This is a genomic window from Vibrio sinus, assembly GCF_023634645.1.
In the GTDB taxonomy this organism is placed as follows: domain Bacteria; phylum Pseudomonadota; class Gammaproteobacteria; order Enterobacterales; family Vibrionaceae; genus Vibrio; species Vibrio sinus.
Map to the genome: position 1 here is coordinate 80,867 of NZ_JAMKMR010000002.1, position 25,563 is coordinate 106,429.

Sequence of the window (25,563 nt, forward strand, 5' to 3'; positions counted from 1 at the left end):
ATACCCTTTAATGTTGATGTGCTAACCCATTGAAATACAATGGAGTTGGTTCTATGCTTGGCAGTGAAAGCCACCGATTTTCTGCGCTACAGAAGACCAATACTTGTTCTGAAAAATTAAGCAGTTTTGGCTCGAGAGTGGATGTGTTTATGGTTACCGAAATATCACTATCGAGCTTCGAAGTGATGGTGAGCCTTGCGGGAAGAAGCGAGTTTATCGTTTGATGCAGCAAGCCAATATAAGGCAGTTCCAGGCTAAAAACGTCACCCAGGGTTTGGTCGAGGGAAGCCCCATATCGTTGCTCCATACGTCCTAAACAGAGGGTTTAATATTGATAAGCCAGACCTAGTTTGGGTAACTGATTTCATCTACATCCGCACACATGACGGATGACTGCATTTGACCGTTGCCATCGACGCTCTGTTGATGGTGACTTGGCTCCGAAGGCCCAAAGTCAAGGTTCTGATCCACTCCGATAGTTATAATATCTCTACTTGGTTTCATGATGGCAATTATTCATCAATGGTTCATTCTTAAAACATGGCACCAACAATGTACTGGGCTTCCTAACCCTAATTCCGATCGACCACCTGTGTGTCATTCCTTGGCTCTGTCGGTTGTCTGGGCTCATTGCTTGGTACGGTGTGACCTCGCTAGTATTTGTGACTCAAGAAGGGGCTGGTGATTATCTCATTACTGTCATGTCCAAGTATTTGGTTCGGTACTCCTACGCGTCACTACCGGCTATAACACGGTTTGCGTACTCTAAAAAACTCCAACCAAGGCAAGTAACGACGATCCAGTCTGATGCGGCGAATATTGAATTGATTTACGAAGTCGACGAGCAATGGTCGTTTGTCGGAAATAAAAAGAATCAACGCTGGTTATGTTACGCATGGAAAGCAAGGTTTAAACGCATTGTCGCCCATGCATTCGGAAAGCGGAACCGCCAAGCTTTCAAGCGCCTCCAAAGCTTGCTGGCTCCCTTTACTATCAACTCTGTACGGATAACTTCAGTGTTTATTCGTCAAACTTACCACGCGAAAAATACATGGTGGGCAAACGCTACACACAAAGACGATATGTTAGGCGCTGAAAATGCGGCGCATGCTGCTTTTAGGAAACTATACACTTAGAAGTGCGTTCAGGGTGTTTGATATACCTCTAACGACAGGCAAAGCTTCCTGAAAGAGCACAATATGAAAATCTACAAGACTCGTGACGAAGGACGTTTAGAAACACTCAATTGCATGGAGTGTTTCTACTACCATGAAAGAAAATATGGTATTAATGGAGACCACGGCAAGCAAGTATGAAAGACAGTGTTTTAATAGGCTTGAGAGATCATAGAGCAGACGTCATACAGATTAGCTGGTACGTACGCTCGGTTGATAAGGCTTAGCTCGGCGAATATATGGTAACATGCAAACAGGTCTATATACAAAGTACAATTAGCTCCCTAAACTAAGAGATTTCTATTAACTTTGATGACTGTAGAAGGCTTACATTATACTGTTACATGTGGTTGGCTTTCTGAGAGCATGAAAAATGGAGGAAGTGTGATTCGTGTCCTAGATGTACTACTAGCTTTGTTAGCTTTACTTTGTCTATGGCCTGTATTTTTGATTATTTATATTTTAGGTTTATTAGATACGGGAGCGCCAATTTTTCGTCAGGAGAGAGTAGGGAAAAACTTGACACCATTTACTTTAGTGAAGTTTAGGACCATGCCTAAGTCAACGAAGTCAGTAGCGACTCATTTGGTCGAGGCTCATTCAGTTACTAAAGTTGGCCGCGTTTTACGAAAAACTAAATTGGATGAATTACCTCAATTGATTAATGTCATAAAAGGAGACATGAGTTTAGTAGGTCCCCGCCCAAATTTGTTTAATCAAGAAGAGTTAATTAAAGAGAGAAAAGCTAAGGGGATTTATAGTGTGCCGCCAGGTATTACTGGGTTGGCTCAAATTCAAAAGATAGATATGTCCAGACCTAAGCTACTTACTCAAGTTGACAAGGAGATGGTCGATAACTTAACAATAATGACCTACTTTAAAATTATATGGCATACTATTTGCGGTAAGGGCTCGGGAGATACAGTGAAATGAGGTTCTTATTTTGAAGGTTGCGAATATGTGCTTGAATGAGTATTTAAGATGGTAAAACTAAATTTTATTTGGAACCTCTCAAGGTTGAAGAAGCGAATCTTGGGTTTAGTAATTGATACTATTTTTATTGTTGTATCTTTTTATGGTGCATATTGGGTGCGCATAGGGACTATCACTAACTTTTCAAATCCATATAATCATTATATAGTAGTGATAACTCTATTTATAACTTTGGTCGTTTTTTCTAAACTTGGTTTATATAGGGCAATCTTAAGGTATCTCACCTTCCACGCACTTGCTGTGATAAGCTTAGGCACTGTTGTTTCTGCATTTTCTATTTCCGTTCTAGCATTCTATTTTGATTCTTCTTTACCTCGTTCAGTACCTATAATTTATGGTTCTTTTTTATGTATATTGTGTGGAGGTTCTCGCCTGACTGTTAGGGCGCTAGTATCGGAAGCCAACAGTAAATCTCGTAGACGAGTACTGATATATGGAGTAGGGGCTGCTGGTCGCCAACTGGCCTTGGCATTAAAAAACTCTGATTCACATAAAGTGATAGGATTTATAGATGATGATAAAACCCTTGAAAATAACGTAGTAATGGGGCTGCTTGTTAGTCCGGTTGAACTGGTATCAAAATTAACTGAGAAATACAAAGTAGAGCAAATATTATTGGCTGTCCCTAGCGCTAATCGTTCGAGGAGAAGGCAAATATTAGACTCTTTAGTACACTTGCCTGTAGAGGTGCTTACAATTCCTGACATGAAAGATATTGTATCAGGTAAAGCTAAAATAGATGAATTTCAAGATGTTGAAATTGCAGATCTTCTGGGACGAGACTGTGTAGAGCCTGAGCAATGTCTAATGCAGAAAAATATAAAAGGCAAAGTTGTAATGGTTACTGGTGCAGGTGGCTCGATTGGAGCTGAATTATGTCGACAAATAATAAAATCACAACCCAGAACATTGATACTTTTTGAGTTGTCAGAGTTTGCTCTCTATAAGGTTGATAGAGAGTTATCTTCTAAATTGGCATCAGATCCGAGCTTAGCTGTTGAACTAGTACCATTGCTGGGTTCTGTGCAAGGTTTTCAACGACTTTCTACAACAATGAAAAGCTTCAAGGTGCAAACAGTGTACCATGCAGCTGCATATAAACATGTTCCTCTTGTTGAGTTTAATGTTGTCGAAGGTGTTCGAAATAATGTTTTTGGCACATACAGTGCGGCTAAAGCAGCTTTAGAAGCACAAGTAGAATCATTTGTTCTTATTTCTACAGACAAAGCAGTAAGGCCAACAAATGTTATGGGGACAACAAAGCGTGTTGCTGAGCTTGGGCTCCAAGCACTGGCATCTGGAAAACATTCTGTGCAAAATAGTACTCGCTTTTCTATGGTACGCTTTGGCAATGTATTGGGTTCTTCCGGCTCAGTCATTCCTCTATTTAAACAACAGATAGAAAATGGTGGTCCTATCACGGTTACTCACCCTGATATCATTCGTTATTTCATGACGATCACTGAAGCGGCTCAATTAGTTATTCAGGCAGGTGCTATGGCTAAAGGAGGAGATGTGTTTGTATTGGATATGGGTGAACCAGTTAAAATAACTGACTTGGCTGTAAATCTTGTTCAACTGTCTGGCTTAGAGGTAAAAAACGAAGAGAACCCCTATGGAGATATTGAAATAAAATATTCTGGTTTACGGCCAGGAGAGAAACTGTACGAAGAATTATTGATTGGTAAGAATGTTTCGATTACAGATCACCCTCGAATTATGACTGCAAAAGAAAGGTTTTTGCCTTTTGAAGAGTTTGAAGAGTTACTAGAAAAACTAGATAAGGCATGCTGTTGCTACGATCAAGATCTAATTCGTGACCTATTACTTAGCGCACCAACAGACTTCGCTCCTAGTGATAAAATCGGTGATTTAGTATGGAATCAGCTTCAAGGTTCGTCACCGATAAAAAATAAGGTTATTCACTAATCATATTGTAAGGTTGATTGATTTTTAGAACAAGCAGCCTCACAAAATCTGCTTCAAAACCCGATCAGCCTTAACCCGAGTCACCTTGCGAATCAACTTCTGCACCTCAGATGGATAATTTTCCACCTTCTCTAGCTGCTTATAAGTACAGATAAGCTGAGTATGCTGCAAAATGTTCTCGGCTTCTTTTTCAAACTGTTCGGTTAAATGATTGTTGTGATCCTGGATAAACAATGCGTTTTCCAGATCTAACTTCCAAGCTCTAGGATTTAAGTTATTACCTGTTATGAGCATATAGTGTTTATCTACCCAAGTTCCCTTCAAGTGAAAGCTGTTTTCCTCGTGTTTCCAAAGGTGAATCGACAGCTGCCTACTAGCAATCTTATCCTCATTGGCTTTCGCAAACTGTCTTAGATTCATCTCATACATGTATGGCAGGCCACCAATAGTTTTAAAACTCTCGGTCGGTGGGATGTAAAAATCATTTGCCGTTTTATCGCCTACCACGATATCGACTTTAACGCCACGCTTTAAGGCTTTCTTGACTTCTTTAGCAACGCTACGCGGGAAGTTGAAGTAAGGTGTGCAGATGAAAATCTCTTCTTTTGCTTGGCTGATTAGGTGATTGATACCTTGATTGAGTTTGTTGCGTTTTTTGCCAACTCCGATCATAGGCGTCACGGCAACCTGATTGCTAGCTACTCTTTGATGAGAAAACTGATATGCAGATTTAGAAAGGGTTGCCCTAAACTGACGAATATCATTTTTGATTTCTTTCGTCTTTGGCTTGTGTGGACAGTTGAGGTTGTTGACTGCAGGATGACTTATCATCACTTGATTAATGAAGTTCACCATGCTGTCTGCGAGCTCTGGGTGATGAATGATATGGTAGCGATCAAAACGATATTTATCTTTAAAATTCAGATAGATGTTGTTTAAGCTTGCACCTGTATATATCACATTATCATCGATGATTGAGCCTTTTAGGTGAAGGACACCAAATACTTCTCGGCCGCGAACAGGAATGCCATAAACTGGCACCTGATGTTCATATTTTTCCGCAAACTCCTTGTACATGCAGGCGTTGGTCTTCTTGGCTTCAACGCCAATTAGGCCGCGCTGCGCACGGTGCCAGTCAACGCAGGCTGAGATATCAAGCTGTGGATTTTTCTGTTTCGCTAGGTAAAGTTCAGATAAAATCTCTCGTCCAGCTTCATCATCTTCTAAGTATAGTGCTACGAGGTAAATTCGTTTGCTTGCTTCTCGGATCGACTTGATCAAACGTTCTCTATAATCTTTGGCGGCATAGAGTGTTTCAAAATTCTCAGGATCGACAGCAAGAGTAGGAAGCTGAGCGAATAAATTCCTATTGGTCATCATGTGGGAAGGTTTACCTCGAAAAATGTGTATTGGCACCTAGATAGTCTAAAGACCTTGGGCAGCAAGCCAAGAATCATATCAAAGTTAACTAGATAAGTAATCGAAACACACTAAGATTCTGACACTTTATCTATATATTGCATTGGGATGAGAGCTTTGCCGCAGTTAATATATCGATGAAATAGCTGACCTAAAGGAGTGGGAAGCTGGTGTGCTTCAAGCGCTTGAAACCCGTGATCAGAGTAAAATGACTCAAGGTGAGGATAGGCAAAGCAGTAATCTTTATCCGTTAGTTCATTGTACTGGCAGGCGTTCATCAATTGATGAGCGTAGCCGGAGCGTCGATGTTCGGGCACCACTAGCATGCCAGTCAGCAAGCGATATGGGTCGATGGAACGTAGCCGAACTAAAGAGACAATCTCGTTATTTAAATAGCCCACGACAATCGTTTCATTCCTCTTGGCTTTCGCTGATGGATAGTATGCTTTGTATAATTTAGTGATTATGGGAAGTTTTATAGGATCTAATACTTCGACTCTTAGAGTACTCATTCTCAGCTACAGGCATTTTGATGTAGAATGTGTGCAGTTTAGATGACAGATGAGCGACCATGCAAATTCACTCAAATGCCGACCTTCGGCCCTATCATACTTTTTCAGTTGCGCAGCTCAGCCGATTCCTTATTGAAGTTAATGGCATTGAAGAGCTTAAAGAGGCCTATAGCAGGCAAGATTGGGCGGACTTGCCCAAACTGCTACTAGGCAAGGGCAGTAACGTACTATTTGTTGAACCCTTTGAAGGTGTTGCGATAGTCAATCAACTGCAAGGTATTGAACTCAAAGAAACGGAATCAGCGTGGCAGTTACATATTGCTGCTGGAGAAGATTGGCCGTCATTGGTTAAGTGGAGTGTTGAGCGTCAATTACCTGGTTTAGAGAACCTAGCCATGATTCCTGGTTGTGTAGGTAGTGCTCCTATTCAAAATATTGGTGCCTACGGCGTTGAGTTTTGTGATGTGTGTGAGTATGTCGATTATCTCTGTTTAGACAGTTTCGAGGTCAAAAGATTAACCAAGGATGAGTGCCAATTTGGTTACCGAGACTCAATATTTAAACATGACTTATATCAAAAAGCGGTGATTGTTGCGGTTGGCATTCGTCTAGCAAAAGATTGGAGCGCGGAAACAAGCTATGGACCGTTGCGAGAGCTCGACGACGGCCAAATTACAGCGAATGATGTGTATCAACGGGTTTGTGAAGTTCGCTCAAGTAAATTACCTGATCCAAACCAAGTAGGTAATGCTGGCAGCTTTTTTAAAAACCCTGTCGTTTCGGCGTTGAAATTTGAGCAACTAGAGCAAATTTTTCCCAATATCGTAGCTTATCCAGTATCTGATGGAATGAAATTAGCCGCTGGGTGGCTTATCGATCAATGTGGATTGAAAGGCTTTGCGATAGGTGGGGCACAAGTGCATGAGAAGCAGGCTCTGGTTATCATCAATAAACATGAGGCTAGCTCAGAGGATATAGTCAATCTTGCGGCCGCAGTAAGGCAGACTGTGCTCGATAAGTTTGATGTAGAGCTAGAGCATGAGGTCAGGTTCATTGCCCATAACGGTGAAACCACACTCAAGACCATTTTGGAAAAATCACAATGAGAAATCAACCACACGCCATCAAGCTAGCACTGCTTGGCACGCTTTCTAAAGGTGGCTTTCATTCTGGTGAAGAACTTGGAGCGTCATTGGGAGTGTCTCGCGCGGCAATTAGCAAGCATATCAAAGGTATCCAAGAGTGGGGCGTTGATGTGCATCGCGTGCAAGGCAAAGGTTACCAACTCGCTCAGCCTATGCAGCTGTTGGACGAAAACACTCTAAAGCACACAATTGATACGAAGTTTGCGCTTGTTCCTGTGATTGAATCAACCAATCAATACATATTGGATAACAGTAGTGAACTGGAATCAGGTTTTGTCTGTTTGGCTGAGTATCAGTCCAAGGGGCGAGGCCGGCGTGGACGGCAATGGATTTCACCTTTTGGTTCTAATTTATATTTATCCATGTATTGGCAATTAGATGCCGGTATGGCAGCGGCTATGGGGTTAAGCTTGGTTGTGGGTGTTGCTCTCGCTGAATCGCTGGAGCAATTAGGCGTGCCAGGCGTGAAGCTAAAATGGCCAAATGATTTGTATCATGACGACAAAAAGCTTGCCGGGATATTGGTTGAAATGTCAGGGCAAGCAGGCGCTGCGGCAAATCTTGTTATAGGGGTTGGATTGAACCTGTCGATGGCTGAGACAGTAGATGGTATTTCACAACCCTGGACTAGCTTAAGCAACATCACTGCTAAACCTGTCGATAGAAACCAGCTCGCTGCTTTACTGGTTAAAACACTAAATACAACGCTCCAAGACTATGAATCTTTTGGCATGGGTGAATTCGTGGCGCGTTGGAATCGCTTAGATAATTACCTAGGCAGAAAAGTGAAGTTGCTGATTGGCAACAAATCAGTCGAGGGCGTTGCGCGAGGTATCGATAAGCAAGGGGCAGTGCTGCTAGAAACTGAGCAAGGCACGCAAAGCTTTATTGGCGGCGAAATTTCACTGCGAAACAACGAATGACTTATCGCTATCGCCTTATTTAGCTAGGATCACGAGTCCTTTTGTTCACTAGTCTCAAGCGGAGCGGCGAAAGGAATGACGATGGCCGTGTCACGGGTGTCGTCCGCGTCGCCGATCAGTACTCCTTGGAAGCGACAAATTTGCTGAGACAGCTCTCTCATTAACACCACGTTGGTATGCGTGGGGTTTTTGCATCGGCTTACCACCAGATCAATGTGACTTTGCTGAGCTCTTAGTCTGCTTTGCATAGAAAGTGAAGCAGAGAGAATCATTTCTTCACACATCTCTTTTTTAAACGAATTGAATGCCTTTGGATCTTGTTTTGCAAGCTCCATCATCTCATCAAATGAAGGCAGGACTTGGCTATTGCTTGAAACGCCCATACTAACTCCTTCCTACTGAGTCATCTTGCCATCCCTCACATCGTAGAACTTAATATTAAATCTATCAATTAAAGGAATACTTCTGACTTTATAAAAAGTCTGGGGAAAGGAGAACGTAAAAATGTAGCGATAGGAGGTTATTCTCAAATGTGAGAATGTTATTATGAGGCTTGTTTTATATTGTAGGTGCAGCGCCGTTGCCCCTGAATGATGTGCTCACTGCGAGTGATAAGGGTTTCACTACCTAGAAGTTTTTGGAAAATGTTAAGCTCTGATTGGCACAATCTAGGGCATCGATTTGCCGCATGGCATATCGGGCAGTGATTTTCTATCAATTGAAAGCCTTGCTCGGTCACATTAAGCTCAGCCATATAGCCTTCTTGTTCACGAAGTTGCACAAGTTTATCGAGTTTATCTTCCAATGAATGGCTCGACTCTAGCGCTTGTTTGTATTGAATAAACGTCTGGAGCTCTCTTTCTTCAACAACTTTTTGTAGGCCATCATGACCAAACACTTGTTCAATGGCGTCAATCATTTGAATCGTGAGCTCACCATGTTTATCGCTGAACTGAGCGTGACCTTTTGCGGTTAAAGACCAATGCCGAGTTGGACGGCCCACTTTAGCTTTGATATCGTGGAACTCTAAAATTCCTTCATTTTCTAAGCCTTGTAGGTGTTGTCTAGCCCCCATGGTGGTCATGCCTAGCGCTTCAGATAATTGCTTCGCTGTTACGGCACCGTTGGTTTTAATGGTTTGTAGAATACGGTCAACTGCTTTCATTTCTGCCAATTCATCACTGTCCAGCTTTGAAGCTTGGTCTATCTTACTGAAACACGCATCTCGAGGTTTCTTGAATGTAAATATTATGTCGGATACCACATATAAAGCAAAGCCCTAACGCCTATATTGCCACTGTTTTCCTCTCCTCTACGCAGCCAAATGATAAAATCGCTTCGTTGGCATAATTTTCGTTATACAAATCACAAATTTTTTTCAACGTCCCCTTGGGATCGACAAAAACATCCCCCACATATGTTTCACAAGCCGCTGTATCGAGGTTGTCTTGGTACGAAAGCATTTAATTAAACTACATGGAAATTTTCAGGAGAGACGACAGATGAACATTCGTCCATTACATGATCGTGTTATTGTTGAGCGCCAAGAAGTTGAGTCTAAATCAGCAGGTGGCATCGTTTTGACTGGTTCTGCTGCAGAAAAGTCAACTCGCGGTACTGTTCTAGCTGTGGGTAACGGCCGCATCCTAGAAAACGGTGAAGTTCAATCATTGGATGTAAAAGTTGGCGATACAGTGATTTTCTCTGAAGGTTACGCGACTAAAACAGAAAAAATCGACGGCAAAGAAGTTCTAATCATGTCTGAAAACGACATTATGGCGATCGTTGAGTAATTTTTTGCTCTGATTCTAAAACGATATATTAAAACCGAATTAAGAAAGGAAATAAAAGATGGCTGCTAAAGACGTACTATTTGGTAACGACGCACGAGTTAAAATGCTGGAAGGTGTTAACGTTCTAGCTGACGCAGTAAAAGTAACACTTGGCCCTAAAGGTCGTAACGTAGTACTAGACAAATCATTTGGCGCACCAACTATCACTAAAGATGGTGTTTCTGTTGCACGTGAAATCGAACTTGAAGACAAGTTCCAAAACATGGGTGCACAGATGGTTAAAGAAGTTGCGTCTCAAGCGAACGATGCAGCTGGTGACGGTACAACTACAGCAACAGTACTAGCGCAGTCTATTGTAAATGAAGGCCTAAAAGCGGTTGCTGCAGGCATGAACCCAATGGATCTTAAGCGCGGTATCGATAAAGCGGTTGCTGCTGCTGTTGAAGAGCTAAAAGGCCTTTCTGTTGATTGTGCTGACTCTAAAGCTATCGCTCAAGTTGGTACTATCTCTGCAAACTCTGATGAGAGCGTAGGTAACATCATTGCAGAAGCTATGGAAAAAGTAGGTCGTGATGGTGTTATCACTGTTGAAGAAGGTCAAGCACTACAAGACGAGCTAGACGTTGTTGAAGGTATGCAGTTCGACCGCGGTTACCTATCTCCTTACTTCATCAACAACCAAGACGCTGGTTCTGTTGATCTAGAAAACCCATTCATCCTTCTTATCGACAAGAAAGTATCAAACATCCGTGAGCTACTTCCAACTCTAGAAGCTGTTGCAAAAGCCTCTCGCCCACTACTTATCATCGCTGAAGATGTTGAAGGTGAAGCACTAGCAACTCTAGTTGTGAACAACATGCGCGGTATCGTGAAGGTTGCAGCTGTTAAAGCGCCTGGTTTCGGCGATCGTCGTAAAGCTATGCTACAAGACATCGCGGTTCTAACGGCTGGTACAGTTATCTCTGAAGAAATCGGTCTTGAGCTTGAAAAAGTAACCCTAGAAGATCTAGGTCAAGCTAAGCGCGTTAACATCACTAAAGAAAACACAACTATCATCGATGGCATCGGTGAAGAAGCGGCTATCCAAGGTCGTGTTTCTCAAATCCGTCAACAAGCTGAAGAAGCGACTTCAGACTACGACAAAGAGAAACTACAAGAGCGTGTTGCGAAACTTGCTGGCGGCGTTGCAGTAATCAAAGTTGGCGCTGCAACTGAAGTTGAAATGAAAGAGAAGAAAGATCGCGTAGAAGACGCACTTCACGCAACTCGCGCTGCAGTTGAAGAAGGTGTGGTTGCTGGTGGTGGTGTTGCACTTATCCGCGCAGCTTCTAAGCTAACTTCTCTTGAAGGTGACAACGAAGAGCAAAACGTTGGTATCCGTGTTGCACTACGTGCAATGGAAGCGCCAATTCGTCAAATCACTAGCAATGCTGGTGACGAAGAGTCTGTGGTTGCTAACAACGTTCGCGGCGGTGAAGGTAGCTATGGCTACAACGCTGCAACTGGTGAATACGGCGACATGATCGCAATGGGTATCCTAGATCCAACTAAAGTAACTCGTTCTGCACTTCAGTTCGCAGCTTCTATCGCAGGTCTTATGATCACAACAGAAGCCATGGTTACTGACCTACCACAAAAAGATGCACCTGCAATGCCTGATATGGGTGGCATGGGCGGAATGGGTGGCATGGGCGGAATGATGTAGTGCGACAAGCGTCGTACTGACCGTTCTCTAGCAAATGCGCTAGAGTGAGTGGAAATGTTTTGAACATAACCACTCAAGCTGTTCTTGCGAGGATTTGATAACAGCGCTCTTACCCATAGAGTTCCTCGCTCACTACCTATACCTACCGCGGGAAACCGCGTACTAAAAGAGAGGTGCCAACGCCGTTGGTCCTCTCTATTCTAATTGGATGCGAAAGCATTTCCATTCCTAATAGACATGGCTTCTTAATTGAGGACAGGCGGATATCGCTCGTTTTTAGACAAGAAGAATGTTTCTTACGGTCAGCACGACCAAAGCTTGTATTTGTATTGTTTTACGATTCACCAGCAGTGTGAACTGATAAAACCGACTTTGTAGCGAGTTGTAGCCTAGGGATAGTGCGAGTTTGGTAACGAACTGGTGCGAAGCTTCCTGACAATGTACCCCCTGAAAAGGTGCAATTTCTGTGTAAGCAGAATTGTGGATTCCGATAAAGATGATCGGATGAGGGGCTAGGCTTGGTTATAGGGTTAACATACGTGAACTGTTGATAAACAACGTCAGCCGCACTGAGCGAAATATCTTTGATACGCTCTAACCAAAAGGTACGTGGACAGGTTCTTCCTTTTACATCTGGGAAGACGCTACTGATGTGCCACCGTTGAATAGACAGAACCTAACTAACTAGTTGTACAAATACAGGAACTTGGTAAGCCCAATCATCCGCCATATGGCAGGCAACCCGTGAGGGAAGCTGTTGGATGAGTGGGTAAAGGAACGATGGAAAAAGCGAATGCTCAACTGTAATGGTTGGGATAGAGGTTCAGAATTTGCCTTAACTCGAAAGAGTGCAGACTTCCATTAGGTCTTTAATCGTAATACGGCTTGTAAAGCCAAACAGGATGACTAACGAAGCACGCTTCGTTAGTCATAACGGTCTCCCTAAGGGTGAAGATACTTTCCCCTTAGGGGAATTATATCTTTATTTCCTTGGGGCGACATTTTACCTTGAGGAAAGCAAGATGAGTACGACTTCATGTCTACCTGCATTCTCACACTCGAACGATAGCTGGCATACCATCGATTGGAAGCAGTGCAGTCAAAGAGTGAAGAAGCTACAAGTGCGAATTGCGAAAGCAACGCAAAACAAAAACTGGCGACAAGTCAAGAAACTACAACGAATGCTTGTGCGCTCTTTCTTTGCCAGAGCACTAGCGGTTCGAAAAGTAACAGAGAACCGCGGAAAGAAAACACCGGGTGTCGACAAGGAAACTTGGAATACACCAACTTTAAAATGGCAGGCAATAGGCACATTGACAAGGAAAGGCTACAAGCCCAAACCTTTGCGTAGAGTGTTTATTCCCAAAGCTAATGGCAAAACGCGTCCGCTTGGGATGACTATGAGAGATAGAGCTATGCAAGCCTTATATTTGCTTGCTCTGGAACCTGTGTCGGAGACCACAGCAGACCGTAATAGCTATGGCTTTCGCCCCCACCGTTCTAGCGCTGATGCTATCGAACAATGTTTCGTTAACCTCAGTCGAAAGAGCAGCGCCCAGTGGGTGTTAGAGGGGGACATTAAAGGGTGTTTTGATTTCATTAGTCACGAATGGTTAATAGCTAACATCCCTATGGATAAAGTGATCCTAACCAAGTGGCTGAAAGCTGGATTTGTGGAATCAGGAGCTTGGAATCCTACAGAAGCAGGTACACCACAAGGCGGTATTATTTCGCCTGTGCTTGCTAATATGGCTTTGGATGGACTGGAACCAGTGCTGGAATCCCATTTTGGGAAGAAGAACACGAAAGCCAGTTATAAAACCAAGGTCAACTATGTGCGTTATGCCGATGACTTCATCATTACTGGTATCTCGAAAGAGTTATTAGTCGACGAAGTACTACCATTGGTGGAAGCCTTTATGGCGGAGCGAGGGCTGTCTCTTTCCAAAGAGAAGACACTCATTACACACATTGAAAAGGGTTTCGATTTTCTGGGACAGAATGTACGGAAATATAACGGTAAGATGTTAATCAAACCGTCGAAGAAAAACATAAAAACATTCTTGGACAACATACGAGATTATCTTAATAGCCACAAAACGGCTCCAGCTTCGGCCGTAATTGCCAAGCTGAACCCGATGATTCTAGGATGGTGCAACTACCATCGTTGGGTATGTGCTAGTGAGACATTCAAGTATGTGGATTACCGGATCTGGAAAATGCTCTGGCGTTGGTGCCGACGCATCCATGCCAATCGCCGTAAACGCTGGATTAAAGAGAAATACTTTAAATCAGTGGGAGATAGGAATTGGGTATTCAGTGCACCAAAGCGAAAGGGAGAAGATGGATACCACCGTCTGCTTTACGCAGCCAGGGTGAAAATCGACAGGCACGTGAAGATTTGAGCATTAGCGAATTGTTACCTGCCTGAAGATGAGCAATATTTTGAGCGTCTGAAGATGCAAAGGCTGAAAAAGTCTTTGTCGGGTAACATGAAGCTTTGGAGGATTGTTGAAAGGCAAGGCTACAAATGTGCGGTCTGTGAACAACCGTTTTATTCTGAGGATGAATGGGATATACACCATATCGTCCGAAGAGTTGATGGAGGTTCCGACCAAAGTTCCAATCTGATGATGTTACATATCAATTGCCACAATATGATTCATTCAAATGGTTGCGTATAGAGTTGTAACCATTTACTATGTGAATGTTAACTCTATCCCATTAGGGAGATTTTAAGAAGGAGGGCGTACTTTTGGCCGAATTTTTGAATATCCCCGATTTGCGTCTGTGCTGGTGCGCTCAGGTATCGGTTAGAAGGGGATAAAGTTAGGAGCTAGCGGGAAGAGATACCCATATACATATCTTACTAAGGATGGTATATGGCCTCTGCTGACAGGCACCACTGACAGTCAGACTGTAATGGACGAAGAGTAGACCGATAGAAACCTGAATTGGGTATAGACAAGCCCTTCTCAGTAGAACTGCAAATCTCAGACTCCGCTCCATCTAATTTGTAAGGTTGCTGGTTCTTATGTAAATAAGAGCTTATAAAGGCTTGAGCCGTATGCGGGGAAACTCGCACGTACGGTTCTTAGGGGAGGGATAAACAGTAATGTTTGTTCCTTACCCGCCATCATCCCCTTATCACTCTTTCAGTGAATAAAAACGGAGGCTTGTTAGTCTCCGTTTTTTTATCTGTTAAACCGATAGAAACCAATGCTATCTTGATGAGACGATAGCAAGTCAGGTGAGTTATGCATATACAGAATCTCCACTATTCAAAGGCCACTTCCGTACTCAAAATCAAGGAATGGAAACTCGATCCTAACCAGCATTGGGCGATCTTTACCGCACAGAGTCATAGCGCTTCTTTACTGTGCCAAATCTTAACTGGGCAGATTCAGCCAAATTCTGGACAGGTGGTAGGGCTGCCTAGCTCTGTGGCTTGTGTTTCTTTGTCTATGCAACAGGAATTGTTGGATGAAGAGTTGGCCAAAGAAGACACAGATTTTTTAGACCGCATTGATTATGGCACGCCTGTTGAAACTCTGATTGAAAATTCGGCCGGGAATAAAGAAGATGTCGATAAGTTGATCTCGTTGACCGATCTGGACCACCTCAGGCATTCAGGCTTTAGAAAACTGTCTACGGGGGAAACGCGCCGGCTTATGCTAGCCATGGCACTGGCGAAAAAGCCCACACTGCTTATTCTCGATGAACCATATTCTGGGATGGACACGGCCCACCGCCAGCAGCTCACTGAACTACTGGATAAACTCTCGAGCGACATTCAGCTTATTGTGGTGAGTTCTCGAGAAGATGAGTTGCCGCAATGTATTAGCCATATTGCCTTGTTTGATCATCAATCAATGACAGAGTGTTTGACTAAAGAACAATGGGCAGCACACCCGCTGAAGAGTCAGATTAAAGCGCTGTCTGAGCAAAAGGCTCAAGTCATGCTGGACTTAATTGAGTCCCAACCAGCAATAAGTGATAGTCATGATGTGTTGCTTGAGATGAATGAGGTTGAAGTCAGTTATGTTGATAAGCACATATTCGGTGGCTTAAATTGGCAGATTAAGGCCGGTGAACATTGGCAAATTAAAGGCCCGAATGGTTGTGGAAAGAGCACGTTACTTGGCTTAATCACGGGCGATCATCCGCAAAGTTACAGTAATGATATTACTGTCTTGGGTATGAAGCGGGGCGGCGGTGAGAGTATCTGGGATATCAAACGCCAGATAGGCATCGTTTCCTCTGCACTGCATTTGCAATACCGCGTTAGCTGTAATGCTCTGGATGTTTTGCTATCGGGGTTGTTTGATTCGATTGGCCTGTACGATCAGCCCAGTAAACACCAACTCCAGCTGGCCTACCAATGGTTAGATGTACTAGAAATGAAGGCACTGGAAAAAATCAGTTTTCGTTCATTAGACTATGGCCAACAAAGGTTATTGTTAATTGGTCGAGCACTGATCAAGCAGCCAGCGCTACTGATTTTAGATGAGCCTTATCAAGGCTTAGATTATCTCAGCAGAAAGTTGGTGTATTGCGTGCTAGATAAGATTGCCAAGGCGAATTTGAGTCAGATATTGTATGTGACTCATTATGAAGACGAAGCACTTTCAGCTATTCACAATTTTGTCGAGTTCGAAGCAGGTCAAGCGGGTTATGTGCCAATGGTTAAGCGAAGAAATGGTTAAACGACAAACTCGCTGATAGAAAAAGAGCCGCTGCTGGCGGCTCTAAAGTTTGTCATCCAATAGGTTACATTGGAGTCAGTACGATTTCTACACGGCGGTTTTCTGCGCGGCCTTTAGAAGTACTGTTGCTGGCAATTGGGTTTGCTTCTCCCATGCCTTTTTCATTCAGGCGAGCATATTTAGTGCCATGAGAAAGGAAGTAGCCGCCAACGGCATTGGCACGTTTGTCTGACAACAATTTGTTGTAGCTGGCCGAGCCCGTATTGTCGGTGTAACCAAGAATATTGATGCGCGTTTTGTCGTATTCTTTAACAACCAATACCACGCTGCTTAGCACCTTGTCTGCGCCTGGTTTAAGCGTGCTGCTGTTGGTTGCAAAAGTGATAGCGTTTGGCATGTTTAAGGTGATGTTGTTGCCGCTTCTGGTCACGCTAACACCAGAGCCTTGCAGTTGCTGTCTCAATTTGGCTTCTTGTACATCCATATAGTAGCCGATGCCACCACCAACTGCTGCGCCACCAAGAGCACCTATCAGTGCCCCTTTACCTTTGTCGTTACTGGTCGCAGCACCAAGCACCGCGCCGCCAATGGCACCGATTGCAGATCCCTTCGCGACAGAGGAAGTTTGCTGCTCGCCTGTATACGGGTTGATAGTGGTACAACCGGATAGAACGATGGCACCTGCTATCGACAATGAGGCCAGCTTTTTACTAAATTTCATAAGATTATATTCTCGCAGTTCGCTTAATCCGTACCCGTTGATAGGCAGGGTGTTATAAAAAATCTGCGCAGGATTATAGCGTATTTGATGAACAGTGTTCAAAAGAGGGGAGTGTAAAGTGTTTGTCAAAGATGTCAGCATTGGAGCGCTGATTGGCTCCAATGCTGCAGTTTTCGCCTTCTGTTGGAAATAACAGAATATCGTGTTGATTATAAAATAAGTTTTCTGATTTCTGGGTCTTTTCTGTCTAGGTAGTGTGTAGATTTGATGCGTCGGATGGTTCGGCAATGACCTCGTATTAACAAGGTTTCTGTTGTGGCCATACTGCCGCTGCGAGTGATGCCCTCTAGCAAATCACCTTTGGTAATGCCAGTGGCAGAAAAGATGACATTATCGCTGCGAGCCATATCTTCCAATCGCAGTATGGTGTTAGCTTCAACGCCCATTTCTTGGCAGCGCTTAACCTCTTCTGCGCCAAACTTGCGATTTTCTTCACTATCGCCTTTGACCAGATGGCGCGGCAGTAAGCGTGCTTGCATGTCGCCATTGAGTGCTCGAATTACCGCAGCAGACACTACCCCTTCAGGCGCTCCGCCCACACAATACATCACATCGACCTCACTGTCGGGCATACAGGTTAAAATGGAAGCCGCGACATCGCCATCTGGCACTGCGAAGACTTTTACGCCCAAGGAGTGCATTTGGGCAATCACCTTATCATGACGTGGTTTTGCCAGCGTGATAACCACCAGATCTTGCATTGGCTTACCTAGCGCCTTAGCGATGTTTTGTAGATTGTCTTGGATAGGTTTGTTTAAGTCGATGCAACCTTTGGCCCCAGGCCCCACGACAAGCTTTTCCATGTACATATCGGGGGCTTTCAAGAAGCTGCCGTGTTCGCCCGCGGCCAGTACGGATAAAGCATTAGATTGCCCCATTGCTGTCATTCTCGTCCCTTCAATTGGGTCGACCGCAATATCGACACTATCGCCACCTAAACCGAGCTTTTCGCCGATATATAGCATGGGAGCCTCGTCTATTTCTCCTTCGCCAATAACAATTTCGCCGTTGATTTCGGCTTGGTTGAGTAAATTGCGCATGGCTTCTACCGCTGCGCCATCGGCGGCATTTTTGTCACCTCGTCCGAGCCATTTGTACCCAGCAAGTGCAGCGCCTTCGGTTACTCGTGAAAACGCCATCGCCAAATCACGTTTCATGCAAACTCCAAATCAATCTATGGGAAATATTGTTGGCGCGATAGTAGCACAAAGCAAATCAGGGGTTGAGATTCATTGTTATTGGTTAATGGCAATGCTTTGTGCAGTTTAAGTGTTTTTTTTGCGCGAATAGTGGAAAAATCGAAGATAGATGGTGTTTCTGTGGCACTAGCTGAGTAGAATGGAAAAATAGGAAATAATCTCGACCGATTAATATACAAGGTAGGCAAAGATGTCTTTTGAAGTACTTGAACAACTAGAAGCAAAAATTCAAACTGCAGTCGATACCATCGCACTGTTACAGATGGAAGTCGAAGAGCTTAAAGGGCAAAAAGAACAATTGGCAAATGAAGCCTACGAACTAAAAGAAAGTCGTGAGGAGCTTGAGCGCAGAGCTGAGCAAATGCAACAAGAACACAGTGCTTGGCAAGAGCGTATTCGTAGCCTTTTGGGTAAAATGGAAGAAGTTGAGTAATTTACTCACTTTGGATAGCGCAATAAAAAACGCCAACATGATTGGCGTTTTTTCATCTTAGCCTGCAATTTCCTATTATGCCTGAGGTCTAACACCCAGTGTGTGGCATAAGGCGTAAGTCATTTCAGCGCGATTTAGAGTGTAGAAGTGGAAATCTTTTACCCCTTCACGGCTGAGAACCCGAACCATGTCGATGGCTTGGCTAGCGCCGACAAGCTGCCTAGTCGTTGGGTCGTCCTCTAGCCCCTCAAATTGCTTCGCCATCCATCCAGGTACCTTCACGTTGTTTTGAGCCGCAAACCTTGAAGCCTGCTGAAAGTTAGACACAGGTAGAATGCCAGGGACAATCTCCACTTCGATCCCTGCCGCGACGCAGCGGTCACGAAATCTTAAATAGCTTTCTACATCAAAGAAAAATTGCGTGATAGCTCTATTGGCACCTGCTTCGACTTTACGTTTTAAATTCAATAAGTCGGACTGAGCACTTTTTGCTTCTGGGTGAACTTCAGGAAAAGCCGCAACCGAGATATCGAAATCATGCTGATTTTTTAATAGCTTGACCAGATCAGAGGCGTACATTTCAGGTTTGCCGCTTCCTGGTGGAATGTCGCCGCGCAGAGCCACTATATTCTTGATACCGTTTTGCCAGTAGTCATCTGCAATTTGTACCAGCTCTTCTCTAGTAGCATCAATGCAAGTGAGATGAGGTGCCGCCACAAGCCCTGTTTGATCTTTGATTTCTTTGATGATGGAGTGGGTGCGATCGCGTTCACCAGAATTAGCGCCATAGGTAACTGAAACAAACTTAGGCTGAAGTGTTTTCAGGCGATGCACTGAGCTCCACAGTGTTTGTTCCATTTTTTCAGAGCTGGGAGGAAAGAACTCAAATGAGACATTGATATTGTCAGAAAGCTCGGCGATGTTTTGGTTTAAAGCATCAATATGGCTAGCGTGTGTGTATCCCATGTTATTCTCCCCGCGGCCTATCTCACCACTAATTTAAACTTTATTTACGTTTAGACGTCTATATGTCCATAGGATGGATTGAATACGATTTGCTGTCAATACAACGAACATGAAATTTATTCATGTTGATACCCAAGTATCTTCAAGATGATCTGACTTCATTTATCAGCATAAAGGAGTTCAGTTGTAATTGTTGTGAAAAGCGGCTGGGAAAGGGTTATTGGGATGGGCATGGCCAGTATTTATCTGGCCATGCTGGAGTGAGAAGCGGTGACTAAATAAGACTAGCCAGACGGTTAAGGTCGGATTGAATGGCACCTGCAGTCACATCTCGTCCGGCGCCAGGGCCTCGAATGACCAGAGGGTTATCTTTGTACCACTTGCTTTCAATGGCGAAGATATTGTCACAAGGCAGCAGGTTTGCCAGTGCATGTTCTTTGTACAATGCTTCTACGCCAACAGTGGCGCTGCCGTCTTTGTCTAATCGGGCAACGTAACGCAATACTTTGCCTTGTTGTTGGGCTTTCTCTAGCCGCTCTTGCAAAATCTCGCTGAGCAACTGGCCTTTGTCTAAGAATTCATCCAAGGTCAAGGATTGCAGCTCTTCTGGTACTAGCGACTCTACTTTGACTTGTTCTGGCTCCAATGTGAGGCCAGCTTCTCGCGCCAAAATGACCAGCTTACGCATTACGTCTGAGCCATCGAGATCGGCTCTCGGATCTGGCTCGGTAAGTCCTTGCTGCCATGCTAGATCAACTAATTCCGCAAAAGGGACTGAGCCATCAAATTGCTGAAATAACCAAGACAGTGTGCCAGAGAATATACCGGACAAGGCTGTTATATCGTCGCCACTTTCAGTGAGATCTCGCACCGTGTAGTTGATGGGTAAGCCAGCGCCTACCGTTGCGTTGTATAACCAATGGCGGTTAATTTTGGCAAATGCACATTGAACCTGTTGGTAGTAATCCCCGGAAGCCGAGCCTGCCACTTTATTTGCCGAGATAAGGTGCATACCTTGCTTGGCAATATCAAGATATCGGTTGGCAAGCTCTGCACTGGCGGTTACATCGAGCACCACTGCATCATCATAGCCTTGGATGGCACCCAATCTCTTTATCCATTCTTTTCCTTCATAAGCTGTTGCTTCGTCGTCAAATTTGTCTATTACCGACTTGGCGTCAATGCCAGACTCATCAAACCAATAGGTTTGGCTGCTGACGACGGCAACAAGCTCAAAGTTCATGCCTTGCCTTCTTTCTAACTCTTCTTTCTGGCTTTCAAACAAAGACAACCAGCTAGCGCCAATATTGCCTTTTCCGCACAGGGCAATCGCTACCCGTTTCTGTGCTTGGAATAGGCGACTATGAATAGCTTGAATAAGTGGTGTGGTATCTGTCTTTCTTAACACGGCTACTAGGCTCAAAGCAGACGGAGTTTCGGTGATGAATTCCACCGGAGCATCTTTTAGCTGTTGATAGAAGGAGTAGCAATGGTTCGGGTTTTTGGTGACTCCGGCCCCCACTGCGGCCACTAATGAATAGCCTTCTTTGAGCTTAATTTCGCCGTCAATAGCAGAGTCTTGTATATAGTTTAGGGCACCATTGGCAATTTCAGTGGTGTAGGCCAGTTTTAAGCAATGCTTATCCGGTTGAGATTCAAAGGTAAGAGGCTCAAGCTGTGCTTGCTTTAATCCATTCAGTACATTTTGCTGCAAGCGCTCAAAGTCATGACCAGAGCCGAAATCAATATGGATCAGTAATACGTCATCAAGAGAGGTGACAATCTTGGCGCCGCGTCCAGAGGCCAGTACTCGTTCGATGTGTGTCGAGCCTGATTCTGGCTCGTAGCTGCAGCGTAGATGCAGGTCCATACAACTTTGTGCGACGGGCTGAAGTGTTCGGCTATGTAAAACAGGTGCTGCGAGCCGTGCCAATTCACTGGTTTCATCAAGCCTAAGTAGAGGCAGTAGGCAAGTGTCTGCAACGACTCTGGGATCGGCACTATAAACACCAGCCACATCGCTCCATATGGTGACTCGGTCGACTTCGGCGAGCGCGCCAATCACGGTTGCTGAATAGTCCGAGCCATTTCGGCCAAGTAATACGGTTTGTCCGGACTCATCCTGCGCCATAAATCCAGTGATAACGATACGCTGGGTGGTGTTTTGGGCCAGTAACTCTTTGAGTAATGGATAGGAGGTGCCGCGATTGACTTCAGGCTGGGTGCCAGCTTCGGCACGTAAAAATGCGCGAGAGTCCTGTGCTGTCGCTGGCAAATCATGTTGGCAGAGCAAGGTGGCGAGTAAGCGAGAAGACCAGAGTTCGCCGTGTCCTAGCACAATGGCTTTCTTGCTTTCTAATAGAGGAGACTGGAGCTCACTCAAGGTGCTGAATTCATCGTCAAGTTGAGCAATCAGCTGCTGTTTGGCCTCTCCATCGATTAGCTGCTCTACCAGCTCAGTTTGAAATTGGCGAATAGATTGCAGTGTTTCGTGTGCGATTCGGCCATCTTTGTCGAGGGCATTTAAAAATTCAATCAGTCGGTTAGTGGTTTTTCCGGCAGCCGAGACGACGACAAGGTCATTGTCGCCTGAGTACTGGCCAAGTATTTTGACTACTCTTTGGTAGCATTCAGCATTGGCTAGACTGCTACCACCAAATTTATGCAGTTGACGAGACAGAGTCATTTAAGGCATCTCCTGTTATTTTGCCAATTCGCTTGCTTTGTTGAGTGCTTGATCTAAATCTTGTATCAAGTCTTGTGCATCTTCTAGTCCAACGGATAGGCGTAAAAGCTGGTGGGAAACCCCTGCTTCTTTTAGCGCTTCTTCACCCATCGCTCGATGTGTCATTGTTGCCGGGTGGCAGATCAGGCTTTCAACCCCACCGAGTGACTCTGCTAATGAGAATAATTGAAGCTCGCTGACAAAGTGTTTAAGTTGCTCATAGTTGCCATTGAATTCAAAACTAAGCATAGAGCCAAAGCCAGATTGCTGCTTTTTCGCAATCTCGTGGCCCGGGTGCTCGGGAAGGCTTGGATGATATAAGGTGCCTATCAATGGTTGAGATTGAAGGTACTGCAGTATGGTGTGTGAGCTTTCCTCATGAACTCGCATCCTAGCTTGCAGAGTACGAATGCCACGCAGTGTCATATAGCTGTCAAAGGGTGTCCCGGTTGCACCAATACAGTTTCCCCACCATGCGAGTTCTTCTGCGTGCTGCTCAGACTTAGTTATGACGACACCACCAATAACATCGGAGTGACCATTAATAAACTTTGTTGTGGAGTGAATAACAAAATCTGCGCCAAGCTCTAGAGGCTTTTGGTATACAGGTGTCAAAAAGGTGTTATCTACCGCAACGAGGGCACCGACTTGCTTGGCCTGCTCGCACAATTGCGCAATATCAATGACGCGAACAAGAGGATTAGATGGCGTTTCAATGAGGACAAGTTTTGGTTTGAGAGCCATGGCTGAGGCAAGTGCTTGTGGGTCGGATTGATCGACAAACTGTACTTTGAAATCACCTTTTTGCGCTCGGGTGTTAAACAATCGATATGTGCCACCATAGCAGTCGTGAGGGGCAATAATGAGGTCACTCGGTGAAAGGAATGTGGATACCCATAAATTGAGCGCAGAGGTACCACAATTGGTGACGACGGCTCCCTTACCAGACTCAAGCTTATACAGGGCTTTTTCTAGTAAGCCGCGATTTGGGTTCCCAGAGCGAGTGTAGTCGTATTGGGGGACATCACCAAATGCAGGAAAGCCATAATTCGTGGAAAGGTAAATGGGGGGAACCACCGCATGGTGCTGTGAATCAGACTCGATACCTGTACGTACCGCGATAGTGGCTGGTTTACGGGCGCTCATAATCAGTTTCCTTTCTCGATGATCATTTAGACAGTTTCTGGGCTTTTGTTGCACACTTTACTTGTCAAAATATGAGACGTCAACACTTCTAGACGTCTATATGTCTTTGCTTATGGCCTTAAATGTAGCTAAAATCCACAATAAAATTGACGTTACAACGAACATGAAAGGTGCGCAATGGCAGATTGGAATGGTGAATACATAAGCCCATACGCTGAACACGGAAAAAAAAGCGAACAAGTAAAAAAGATAACGGTCTCTATTCCGTTGAAAGTGTTGAAGGTTTTGACTGATGAGCGTACCAGACGCCAAATTAGCAATCTACGCCATGCGACAAATAGTGAATTGTTGTGTGAGGCATTTTTACATGCTTACACAGGCCAGCCGTTACCGACTGATGAAGATTTGCGTAAAGATCGCCCAGATGATATCCCAACAGAAGCCAAAGCGATAATGACGGAAATGGGGATTGAGTTTGAGTCTTATGATGAAGAGTAAGATTTGTTAGCTTCTTAACGACTTTTTACAAAATAAAACTAAGCCAATGAAAAAACGCTGAACTGAGTGTCAGCGTTTTTTTGTTTGGAACTAACTTTCCATATACCCCTTTGGCATGTCTATGCGAGCCACACCTGAATCAATCGCCGCTTTTGCCACGGCTTTGGCGACACGGGGTAGAAGTCGATAGTCCATGGGTTTAGGAATAAAATAGTCTTTGCCAAATGTTAGCGCTTTTACTCCAGCGGCTTTGAGTATGTCTTGTGGTACTTTTTCTTTGGCCAGCTGCCTTATTGCTTCCACCGCAGCAAGCTTCATTTCATCGTTTATCTCACTGGCTCGAACGTCTAAAGCCCCACGGAAAATAAAGGGGAAACAGAGTACGTTATTGACTTGGTTTGGATAATCACTTCGCCCTGTACCCATGACGAGATCTTGCCTTGTTTGGTGAGCAAGCTCAGGTTTAATTTCTGGATCGGGGTTGGAGCAGGCGAACACAATCGGTTTGTCAGCCATTAATTGTAGCGCTTCGGCTGAGAGTAAGTTGGGACCTGAGACACCGAGAAAGACGTCAGCACCTTCAATCACCTCTTCCAAGGTTCGTTTATCCGTATTGTTAGCAAATAGCTGTTTGTATTCGTTTAAATTGTCACGACGAGTATGAATGACGCCTTTGCGGTCTAACATGTATATTTTTTCCCGCATCGCACCGCATTTAATCAATAACTCCATGCATGCAATCGCCGCTGCGCCTGCACCTAAACAAACAATGGTCGAATTTTGCAATTGTTTGCCTTGCAGCTCGATGGCATTCAACATGCCTGCCGCGGTCACAATAGCAGTGCCATGTTGATCGTCATGGAAAACGGGCACATCACAACGTTCAATAAGACGCCTCTCGATTTCGAAACAATCTGGTGCTTTGATGTCTTCAAGGTTAATCCCACCGAAGGTATCGGATATATTGGCTACCGTATCTACAAATTCGTCAATCGTTCGGTGTTTCACCTCGATATCTATTGAGTCGATACCAGCAAAGCGTTTGAACAGTAAGGATTTCCCTTCCATAACTGGCTTAGAGGCCATAGGACCTAGGTTTCCCAGCCCTAGAATTGCGGTGCCATTTGATACCACCGCTACCAAATTGCCCTTTGCTGTGTACTTATAAACATTGTCCGTGTTTTGCGCAATTTCACGCACTGGCTCTGCAACACCTGGGCTATAGGCAAGGGACAGATCTTCGACGGTTTCTGCTGGAGTAGTGAGGGTAATTTCAATTTTCCCTGGGGTAGGGTTGGCATGGTAATCCAGCGCTTTTTTTCGTAGTTTGGACTCTGGAGCGCTTTTCTTGGTTGGTTTTTCTTCAGACATTGGCGTTACTTTTTATTGTAGTGAATGGGGCGCCGATTTTTCTGGCGCGAGGTGTCCTAATAGAGAGTGTAACCGACAAACGCTATTTCGAAAGTAAGGAGAATATGAGTTTGTTACTCAGTGATCTAAATAGCATTTTATGCC

At 44.4% G+C, this 25,563-nt stretch carries 19 protein-coding genes and 3 pseudogenes; 12 read left to right on the forward strand and 10 right to left on the reverse strand.

What is annotated here, in order from left to right; all coding sequences use genetic code 11:
• Positions 1-112 precede the first annotated feature (112 nt).
• The 4 genes and pseudogenes from M9194_RS21810 to M9194_RS02870 all read left to right on the forward strand — a co-directional run.
• Positions 113-498: pseudogene (locus M9194_RS21810) on the forward strand (IS3 family transposase); the annotation flags it as partial.
• A 269-nt stretch (positions 499-767) separates the two neighbouring features.
• Positions 768-1,078: pseudogene (locus M9194_RS02860) on the forward strand (IS1 family transposase); the annotation flags it as partial.
• Between the two features lie 463 nt (positions 1,079-1,541).
• Entirely contained in the window at positions 1,542-2,108 is a 567-nt protein-coding gene (locus M9194_RS02865) for a sugar transferase (protein ID WP_250611122.1), read from the forward strand.
• A gap of 48 nt (positions 2,109-2,156) precedes the next feature.
• Positions 2,157-4,097, forward strand: coding sequence for a polysaccharide biosynthesis protein (locus tag M9194_RS02870; RefSeq protein WP_250610879.1), 1,941 nt, complete (start codon positions 2,157-2,159; stop codon positions 4,095-4,097).
• Positions 4,098-4,136: 39 nt separating this feature from the next.
• On the opposite strand, the gene pssA is transcribed toward M9194_RS02870, so the two are convergent.
• Complete coding sequence (pssA, locus tag M9194_RS02875; RefSeq protein ID WP_250610881.1) at positions 4,137-5,477, reverse strand: CDP-diacylglycerol--serine O-phosphatidyltransferase; 1,341 nt, start codon at positions 5,475-5,477, stop codon at positions 4,137-4,139.
• 110 nt (positions 5,478-5,587) lie between these two features.
• Entirely contained in the window at positions 5,588-6,028 is a 441-nt protein-coding gene (locus M9194_RS02880; RefSeq protein WP_250610882.1) for a GNAT family N-acetyltransferase, read from the reverse strand.
• 59 nt (positions 6,029-6,087) lie between these two features.
• On the opposite strand from M9194_RS02880, the gene murB reads away from it, so the two are divergent.
• Positions 6,088-7,134, forward strand: coding sequence for a UDP-N-acetylmuramate dehydrogenase (murB, locus tag M9194_RS02885; RefSeq protein WP_250610883.1), 1,047 nt, complete (start codon positions 6,088-6,090; stop codon positions 7,132-7,134).
• Entirely contained in the window at positions 7,131-8,096 is a 966-nt protein-coding gene (gene birA / locus M9194_RS02890) for a bifunctional biotin--[acetyl-CoA-carboxylase] ligase/biotin operon repressor BirA (protein WP_250610884.1), read from the forward strand. The genes murB and birA overlap by 4 nt, the downstream gene beginning before the upstream one ends.
• Positions 8,097-8,125: 29 nt before the next feature.
• Here the strand turns inward: birA and M9194_RS02895 are convergent, their stop codons facing one another.
• Positions 8,126-8,479 carry a DUF3135 domain-containing protein gene (locus M9194_RS02895; RefSeq protein ID WP_250610885.1) on the reverse strand — a complete coding sequence of 118 codons (354 nt, stop codon included), beginning with the start codon at positions 8,477-8,479 and terminating at the stop codon, positions 8,126-8,128.
• Between the two features lie 161 nt (positions 8,480-8,640).
• Complete coding sequence (locus M9194_RS02900) at positions 8,641-9,261, reverse strand: helix-turn-helix transcriptional regulator (protein ID WP_250610886.1); 621 nt, start codon at positions 9,259-9,261, stop codon at positions 8,641-8,643.
• Between the two features lie 337 nt (positions 9,262-9,598).
• On the opposite strand from M9194_RS02900, the gene M9194_RS02905 reads away from it, so the two are divergent.
• The 4 genes and pseudogenes from M9194_RS02905 (at position 9,599) to M9194_RS02920 (ending at position 16,300) form a co-directional block, all read left to right on the forward strand.
• Complete coding sequence (locus M9194_RS02905) at positions 9,599-9,889, forward strand: co-chaperone GroES (protein WP_250610891.1); 291 nt, start codon at positions 9,599-9,601, stop codon at positions 9,887-9,889.
• Positions 9,890-9,947: 58 nt separating this feature from the next.
• Positions 9,948-11,594, forward strand: coding sequence for a chaperonin GroEL (gene groL / locus M9194_RS02910; RefSeq protein WP_250610892.1), 1,647 nt, complete (start codon positions 9,948-9,950; stop codon positions 11,592-11,594).
• A 1,022-nt stretch (positions 11,595-12,616) separates the two neighbouring features.
• Positions 12,617-14,278: pseudogene (ltrA, locus tag M9194_RS02915) on the forward strand (group II intron reverse transcriptase/maturase).
• Positions 14,279-14,851: 573 nt separating this feature from the next.
• Entirely contained in the window at positions 14,852-16,300 is a 1,449-nt protein-coding gene (locus tag M9194_RS02920) for an ATP-binding cassette domain-containing protein (RefSeq protein ID WP_250610894.1), read from the forward strand.
• A gap of 64 nt (positions 16,301-16,364) precedes the next feature.
• On the opposite strand, the gene M9194_RS02925 is transcribed toward M9194_RS02920, so the two are convergent.
• A complete protein-coding gene (locus M9194_RS02925; RefSeq protein ID WP_250610896.1) occupies positions 16,365-17,021 on the reverse strand; it encodes a YiaD family glycine zipper/OmpA-like lipoprotein in 657 nt (218 codons plus the stop codon).
• 209 nt (positions 17,022-17,230) lie between these two features.
• Positions 17,231-18,238 (reverse strand): class II fructose-bisphosphatase, encoded by a 1,008-nt coding sequence (gene glpX, locus M9194_RS02930; protein ID WP_250610898.1) that lies wholly within the window; start codon positions 18,236-18,238, stop codon positions 17,231-17,233.
• A gap of 232 nt (positions 18,239-18,470) precedes the next feature.
• Between glpX and zapB the strand changes: the two genes are divergently transcribed.
• A complete protein-coding gene (gene zapB / locus M9194_RS02935; protein WP_250610899.1) occupies positions 18,471-18,713 on the forward strand; it encodes a cell division protein ZapB in 243 nt (80 codons plus the stop codon).
• Between the two features lie 75 nt (positions 18,714-18,788).
• On the opposite strand, the gene metF is transcribed toward zapB, so the two are convergent.
• The 3 genes from metF to M9194_RS02950 all read right to left on the reverse strand — a co-directional run bounded on the left by metF (position 18,789) and on the right by M9194_RS02950 (position 23,550).
• The gene (gene metF, locus M9194_RS02940; RefSeq protein ID WP_250610900.1) at positions 18,789-19,679 is read right to left on the reverse strand and encodes a methylenetetrahydrofolate reductase; all 891 of its coding nucleotides are present in this window, start codon (positions 19,677-19,679) and stop codon (positions 18,789-18,791) included.
• A 274-nt stretch (positions 19,680-19,953) separates the two neighbouring features.
• The gene (locus M9194_RS02945) at positions 19,954-22,365 is read right to left on the reverse strand and encodes a bifunctional aspartate kinase/homoserine dehydrogenase II (protein WP_250610901.1); all 2,412 of its coding nucleotides are present in this window, start codon (positions 22,363-22,365) and stop codon (positions 19,954-19,956) included.
• Between the two features lie 15 nt (positions 22,366-22,380).
• Positions 22,381-23,550 (reverse strand): O-succinylhomoserine (thiol)-lyase, encoded by a 1,170-nt coding sequence (locus M9194_RS02950; protein WP_250610902.1) that lies wholly within the window; start codon positions 23,548-23,550, stop codon positions 22,381-22,383.
• Positions 23,551-23,727: 177 nt separating this feature from the next.
• On the opposite strand from M9194_RS02950, the gene metJ reads away from it, so the two are divergent.
• Complete coding sequence (metJ, locus tag M9194_RS02955; protein WP_250610903.1) at positions 23,728-24,048, forward strand: met regulon transcriptional regulator MetJ; 321 nt, start codon at positions 23,728-23,730, stop codon at positions 24,046-24,048.
• 90 nt (positions 24,049-24,138) lie between these two features.
• Here metJ and M9194_RS02960 read toward each other — a convergent pair whose 3' ends face one another.
• A complete protein-coding gene (locus M9194_RS02960; RefSeq protein WP_250610905.1) occupies positions 24,139-25,419 on the reverse strand; it encodes a malic enzyme-like NAD(P)-binding protein in 1,281 nt (426 codons plus the stop codon).
• Positions 25,420-25,563: the final 144 nt, after the last annotated feature.

Excerpts from the sequence above, each read along its gene's own strand:
- M9194_RS02865 (WP_250611122.1), top strand. The coding sequence starts at position 1,542 with ATGAAAAATGGAGGAAGTGTGATTCGTGTCCTAGATGTACTACTAGCT.
- M9194_RS02870 (WP_250610879.1), top strand. The coding sequence starts at position 2,157 with ATGGTAAAACTAAATTTTATTTGGAACCTCTCAAGGTTGAAGAAGCGA.
- pssA (WP_250610881.1), bottom strand. The coding sequence starts at position 5,477 with ATGATGACCAATAGGAATTTATTCGCTCAGCTTCCTACTCTTGCTGTC.
- M9194_RS02880 (WP_250610882.1), bottom strand. The coding sequence starts at position 6,028 with ATGAGTACTCTAAGAGTCGAAGTATTAGATCCTATAAAACTTCCCATA.
- murB (WP_250610883.1), top strand. The coding sequence starts at position 6,088 with ATGCAAATTCACTCAAATGCCGACCTTCGGCCCTATCATACTTTTTCA.
- birA (WP_250610884.1), top strand. The coding sequence starts at position 7,131 with ATGAGAAATCAACCACACGCCATCAAGCTAGCACTGCTTGGCACGCTT.
- M9194_RS02895 (WP_250610885.1), bottom strand. The coding sequence starts at position 8,479 with ATGGGCGTTTCAAGCAATAGCCAAGTCCTGCCTTCATTTGATGAGATG.
- M9194_RS02900 (WP_250610886.1), bottom strand. The coding sequence starts at position 9,261 with ATGAAAGCAGTTGACCGTATTCTACAAACCATTAAAACCAACGGTGCC.
- M9194_RS02905 (WP_250610891.1), top strand. The coding sequence starts at position 9,599 with ATGAACATTCGTCCATTACATGATCGTGTTATTGTTGAGCGCCAAGAA.
- groL (WP_250610892.1), top strand. The coding sequence starts at position 9,948 with ATGGCTGCTAAAGACGTACTATTTGGTAACGACGCACGAGTTAAAATG.
- M9194_RS02920 (WP_250610894.1), top strand. The coding sequence starts at position 14,852 with ATGCATATACAGAATCTCCACTATTCAAAGGCCACTTCCGTACTCAAA.
- M9194_RS02925 (WP_250610896.1), bottom strand. The coding sequence starts at position 17,021 with ATGAAATTTAGTAAAAAGCTGGCCTCATTGTCGATAGCAGGTGCCATC.
- glpX (WP_250610898.1), bottom strand. The coding sequence starts at position 18,238 with ATGAAACGTGATTTGGCGATGGCGTTTTCACGAGTAACCGAAGGCGCT.
- zapB (WP_250610899.1), top strand. The coding sequence starts at position 18,471 with ATGTCTTTTGAAGTACTTGAACAACTAGAAGCAAAAATTCAAACTGCA.
- metF (WP_250610900.1), bottom strand. The coding sequence starts at position 19,679 with ATGGGATACACACACGCTAGCCATATTGATGCTTTAAACCAAAACATC.
- M9194_RS02945 (WP_250610901.1), bottom strand. The coding sequence starts at position 22,365 with ATGACTCTGTCTCGTCAACTGCATAAATTTGGTGGTAGCAGTCTAGCC.
- M9194_RS02950 (WP_250610902.1), bottom strand. The coding sequence starts at position 23,550 with ATGAGCGCCCGTAAACCAGCCACTATCGCGGTACGTACAGGTATCGAG.
- metJ (WP_250610903.1), top strand. The coding sequence starts at position 23,728 with ATGGCAGATTGGAATGGTGAATACATAAGCCCATACGCTGAACACGGA.
- M9194_RS02960 (WP_250610905.1), bottom strand. The coding sequence starts at position 25,419 with ATGTCTGAAGAAAAACCAACCAAGAAAAGCGCTCCAGAGTCCAAACTA.